Genomic DNA, 4,888 nt, shown 5'->3' on the forward strand with positions numbered 1-4,888 from the left:
GGAAAGCGCGGCCCGCTGGCCTCGCGAGCTCGCGGTCGCCGACGTGAGGGTGGCGTGCGGCCATCGGCCGGCCAGGCCGCGTGCCGCTGGCGGCCCAAGCCCCAGCACTCGGGTCGACAGGCCCGGCGAACTCTGCGCCTGGAGCGAGGTCCCTCACTCGGAGGGAGGATGTCATGGCGGCGGGGGTTTCACTCGCCTGTCACTCGCCGTCCTTGGCCGGTGAAGGGGCGGGGGAGGAAGCGGGCGACGCGCCGGGCATGCCCGGGAAGGCCGTGGCGATGGACGGCTGGAAGGAGTAGGACCGCGTCACCGACTCCTGCATGGCCAGCGCCGCGTACTTGCGCAACGCCGGGTCGTCGCAGGCGGCGAGCTCCAGGTACGCGGCGGTCATGCCCGTCTCGACGTGCACCGCCAGGCGGACGGCCTCAGCGGGTGTGGACGGCACGACGGGCAGGGAGTACGACGGCTCCGGCTCGACGGGCCTGCCGCCGCGACTGGTGATGAGCGAGCGGAGCTGGTCGCGGCGGGCGCGGTGGGCTTCGAAGGCCCTGGCGGCCTCCATGCGTAGCCTCCCCGTGGTGCGCGCGCCGATCAGGCCGTAGGCGAAGACGGCCGCGTGCTCCGCGGCCAGCGCCTTGCCCAGCCGTCCCGCGTCGCCACCTTTCGCCTTGCTCAGCCGTTCCGCGTCGCCACCCTTCGCCGCGGTCACCGGCTGGCTCAGCCCTTCGGCGCGGGCGCCCTTCGCGGCCGTCACCGTGCCGCCCAGTGCCTCGGTGCCGCCACCGCCCGTGGCTGCCATCGCCCCCGCTCTCCCATCCACGCCGCCACCCTTCACCGAGCACCTACAGGCTGGAGGCTGCGTCCTTCGGGGCGGGCAGGAAAGCCGGGACGGTCGGACATGTTGGTCTCCGGGTTTTGTCGGTGTTGATCGGTAGGTTGATCGGCGTGTCCCGCTACCGGCTCTGCCCCACGCCTGCCCAGGAGCGGGCGACCCACCGCAAGCCGACGTGGCGCAAGCGCGGGCAGGGCGAGGGGTTCCGGATCGTCGCGGTCAAGCCCGGGGACGTGCGCCGCGTCTCCCGCAACGTGGGCGAGGTGAGGGTCCCGAAGATGTGGTGGGTGCGGTTCCGCTGGTCCCGCGCCGTGCCCGGGGGCGTGAAGTCCTACCGGATCACGCGCGACAAGGCGGGCCGCTGGCATGTCGCCTTCGCGGCGATCCCCGCGCCCATCTTGGCACCGGGGACAGGTGAGGTGGTCGGCGTGGACCGGGGCGTCGTCGTGTCGGCCGCGCTGTCCACGGCCGAACTGCTGTCCGCGCCGAGGCTGCGAGAGGCGGAGAAGGCGCGGCTGCCGCGGTTGCCGCGCAAGCTGGCCCGCGCCAAGCGCGGCTCGAACCGGCGCGCCGAGGTCAAGGCGGCGGTCGCGAAGCTGAAGGCGCGCGAGGCCGACCGGCGCAGGGACTGGGTGGAGAAGACCTCGACCGATCTGGCCCGCCGTTGTGTTGCTTGCGGGTGGCGGGACAACGCCGACATCAACGCGGCGAAGAACATCAGAGACAACATCAGAGACACCGCCATGGGGCCCACGGTGGCAGCGCGGGGAGGCGCGCCGTTGGGCGGGCCTGCGAACCGCGAACCTCAACGCGACCTCCTCCTTGCGGGATAGTTGCCGTTGACATCCCCCATCTTCAGGCGGGGGAGATGTCAAAGCGATCTCGGCAGGGCCACGGCGTGGGCGGCCTCGCAGGCGCCGATGCTGGCGATCAGCTGGGCGAAGGCCGGAGAGGCGCTCGCGAGCTGGCGCGGCCGAAGTGCGGCGGCCCTGCGCTCCAGGCTCCGGAGCCGCGACAGCGACACCACGGGAGCGGCGGCCGTGCCCTGCGAAGGCCCGGCGGAAGGCCCGGCGGACTGCGGGGCGCCCGGCGAAGGGGCGGCCGGCTGGGGGGAGCCCGGAGCGCCGGAGGAGGGCGGGGCAGGGGAGGGGGTCACGCCGGGGAAGCGCCTGCGGAGCTCGGTGAGGTGGGCTTGGTGGCGGTCGCGGAAGGGGGCCAGCTTGGTGGCCCCCTTCGCGATCAGCGCCGCGTAGAGGCCGATCAGGTGCTCCTTGTCGGCCATCAGCTGCCGGGCCAGGAGCCGCTCCGGAGGCTCGGGTGGCGTGGCGGGGTGTTCGGGGCCGGTCGTGGGGCCGCTGCATCCGGTGAGAGCCGCCGCGGCCGCTCCGCCCGCCAGCACGGCTCGCCGGGAGAGGGATGGGCGCACGGAAGGGACCTCCAGGACTACGGCCGGCGGTGGCCGCCGGGACTGCGGCCACGATCGCCGTGAAGGGCGCCGGGACCCCGGACACGCGCCCGGGACCACACTCGCGGGGCGCGAGTGGCTCCCGGGACCGTGCCCGGCGCGGGACACGGGCGGCCCTCGGGACCACGGGCGCAAGTAGCATCGTACGGGCTGCGCCCCGCACTCGCGGTCAGGCGAGGCTCGCGGTCCGTACGCGCCGAGTGGCGCTCTTTCCGTGCCCTCCTACAGATAGGGTGTCAACTGTCGTCGCTGGCTGAGCGGCCGGGCGGCGGAGAGCCGAAGGCGAGGTCCGCCCGGCTGAGACATGACAATAGGGGAGGTCGATATGGGCAGCGCATCACCCCGCGACCACCTGATGAAGCTCCTTGAGCCCGTCGTCAGCGCGGAGGGCCTCGACTTGGAGGACGTCACGGTCACCCAGGCCGGCAGGCGCCGGCTGCTGCGGGTGGTCGTTGACCGCGACGGCGGTGTCAGCCTCGACGACGTCGCCGACGTGAGCCAGGCCGTCTCCACGGTCCTCGACGAGGACGACGCGATGGGCCCCACGGCCTACACCCTCGAGGTGTCCTCGCCGGGCGTCGACCGCCCGCTGACCGAGCCGCGCCACTGGCGGCGTGCCGCCAGGCGGCTGGTGAAGGCGGAGCTGAGAGACGGCACCGTGGTGGAGGGCCGGGTGCGCTCCGCCGACCAGAGCGGCGTGGATCTCGACGTCGACGGCGCGGGCCGCCGGCTCGACTATCAGGACCTGGCCCGCGGACGGGTGCAGGTGGAGTTCCGCCGGATCGACGACGACGCGGACGACGCGGACGTCGACGGCGACGAGGGCTAGGGGGGAGCCTCGTGGACATCGACATGAGCGTCCTGCGCAGCCTGGAGCGGGAGAAGGACATCTCCTTCGACCTGGTGGTCAAGGCGATCGAGGACGCGCTGCTGATCGCGTACTTCCGCACCGAGGGCGCCCCGCCCAAGGCGCGCGCCGAGCTCGACAGGTCGAGCGGGCACGTGACGATCTGGGCGGCCGAGCTCGACGAGGACGGCGAGGTCGTCCGGGAGTACGACGACACGCCTGGCAACTTCAGCAGGATCGCGGCCACCACCGCCAAGCAGGTCATCCTGCAGCAGCTGCGAGACGCCGAGGACGAGATCAACTTCGGGGAGTTCGCCAGCCGCGAGGGCGAGCTGGTCTCCGGCGTGATCCAGCAGGGCAAGGACCCGCGCGTGGTGCTGGTCGACCTCGGCAGGATCGAGGCCGTGCTGCCCCACAACGAGCAGGTCCCCGGCGAGGACTACGTGCACGGCGAGCGCATCCGCGCCTACGTGGTGCAGGTGAAGAAGGGGCACAAGGGCCCCTCGGTCACCCTGTCGCGCACGCATCCGGGCCTGGTGAAGAAGCTGTTCGCGCTGGAGGTGCCGGAGATCGCCGACGGCACCGTGGAGATCGCCGCGGTGGCCAGGGAGGCCGGGCACCGCACGAAGATCGCGGTCAGGTCGCGCAAGCCGGGCGTCAACGCCAAGGGCGCCTGCATCGGTCCCATGGGGGCCCGGGTGCGTAACGTGATGACCGAGCTCCACGGCGAGAAGATCGACATCATCGACTGGTCCGAGGATCCAGGGGAGTTCGTCGGGAATGCCCTGTCTCCCGCGCGTGTTTCCCACGTCGAGGTTCTCGATCTCGAGGGGCGAGTGGCGAGGGTGACCGTGCCCGACTACCAGCTCTCGCTGGCGATCGGCAAGGAGGGGCAGAACGCCCGGCTCGCCGCCAGGCTGACCGGATGGCGGATTGACATCCGCCCTGACACCCAGGCCGAGGATGCCGCCGGTTCCGTAGATGCGTCGACGCGGTAAGCTGGAATATGGTGGCCGAGCGACCCCACAGCGCACCTGTGTGGGCTGCAGGGTTCGCACGGCCAAGTCCGAGCTCCTCCGCCTTGTGCTGGTCGAGGATCACGTGATCCCTGACCTGCGAGGACGGCTTCCCGGACGTGGTGCGTCGCTGCACCCGTCCGTGAGCTGTCTGGAGCTTGCCGAGCGTCGCCGAGCGTTTCCGCGCGCGTTCCGCGTGCCAGGGCCGCTCGACGTATCGCGCGTGCGAGCGCGCCTGGAAGAGGAGAAGTACGACATGTCATGTAGGACGCCGAGTTGATGGGCGGAGTCAGATTGCTATGAGCGCCTGATGAGCACGCGGCGATGAAGACGTCAACGTAACGACGGTCCGGACGGCACAGCCAGCCTCCCGGGCCGAGTAAGGGAGTGCAGTGGCGAAGGTCCGGGTATACGAGCTCGCTAAGGAGTTCGGCGTAGAGAGCAAGGTCGTCATGGCCAAGCTCCAGGAGATGGGGGAGTTCGTCCGTTCGGCGTCCTCCACCATCGAGGCGCCGGTGGTCCGCAGGCTCACCGAAGCTCTGGGCGCATCCAAGGGTGGGCCCTCCAGGGGCGGCGGTTCGTCGTCCAAGCCGCAGCCGCCGAAGGCTGCTCCCCGGCCGGCGGAAGGCCAGGCCGGCAATGGCGCCACGGAGGCGCCGACCCCCACGGTTCCGCGTCCGGGCCCCAGGCCCGGTCCGCGTCCCGGCCCCGCGGGTGGCGGCACGCCC

Annotated in this window: 7 protein-coding genes; 5 read left to right on the plus strand and 2 right to left on the minus strand. The window is 72.1% G+C overall.

The window, feature by feature from the left end; translation table 11 throughout:
• Positions 1–199 precede the first annotated feature (199 nt).
• Positions 200–799, minus strand: coding sequence for a ferritin-like domain-containing protein (locus tag DQW85_RS27575; protein WP_113702822.1), 600 nt, complete (start codon positions 797–799; stop codon positions 200–202).
• Between the two features lie 122 nt (positions 800–921).
• Here DQW85_RS27575 and DQW85_RS27580 point away from each other — a divergent pair, with 122 nt between their 5' ends.
• Positions 922–1,665: a transposase gene (locus tag DQW85_RS27580; RefSeq protein WP_205315451.1), complete on the plus strand. Its 744-nt coding sequence runs from the start codon at positions 922–924 to the stop codon at positions 1,663–1,665.
• A 38-nt stretch (positions 1,666–1,703) separates the two neighbouring features.
• Here the strand turns inward: DQW85_RS27580 and DQW85_RS44885 are convergent, their stop codons facing one another.
• Positions 1,704–2,258 (minus strand): hypothetical protein, encoded by a 555-nt coding sequence (locus DQW85_RS44885; RefSeq protein WP_162795428.1) that lies wholly within the window; start codon positions 2,256–2,258, stop codon positions 1,704–1,706.
• A 364-nt stretch (positions 2,259–2,622) separates the two neighbouring features.
• Here DQW85_RS44885 and rimP point away from each other — a divergent pair, with 364 nt between their 5' ends.
• The 4 genes from rimP to DQW85_RS27605 form a co-directional block, all read left to right on the plus strand.
• Positions 2,623–3,126 (plus strand): ribosome maturation factor RimP, encoded by a 504-nt coding sequence (gene rimP, locus DQW85_RS27590; protein WP_113702825.1) that lies wholly within the window; start codon positions 2,623–2,625, stop codon positions 3,124–3,126.
• 11 nt (positions 3,127–3,137) lie between these two features.
• Positions 3,138–4,142 (plus strand): transcription termination factor NusA, encoded by a 1,005-nt coding sequence (gene nusA / locus DQW85_RS27595; protein WP_240197463.1) that lies wholly within the window; start codon positions 3,138–3,140, stop codon positions 4,140–4,142.
• On the plus strand, positions 4,126–4,440 hold the full coding sequence (locus DQW85_RS27600; RefSeq protein WP_113702826.1) for a YlxR family protein: 315 nt from the start codon (positions 4,126–4,128) through the stop codon (positions 4,438–4,440). The genes nusA and DQW85_RS27600 overlap by 17 nt, the downstream gene beginning before the upstream one ends.
• 112 nt (positions 4,441–4,552) lie before the next feature.
• Positions 4,553–4,888: translation initiation factor IF-2 N-terminal domain-containing protein (locus DQW85_RS27605; protein WP_205315452.1), on the plus strand; the 336-nt coding region annotated here is incomplete at its 3' end.

It is taken from the genome of Nonomuraea lactucae, from assembly GCF_003313395.1.
In the GTDB taxonomy this organism is placed as follows: domain Bacteria; phylum Actinomycetota; class Actinomycetes; order Streptosporangiales; family Streptosporangiaceae; genus Nonomuraea; species Nonomuraea lactucae.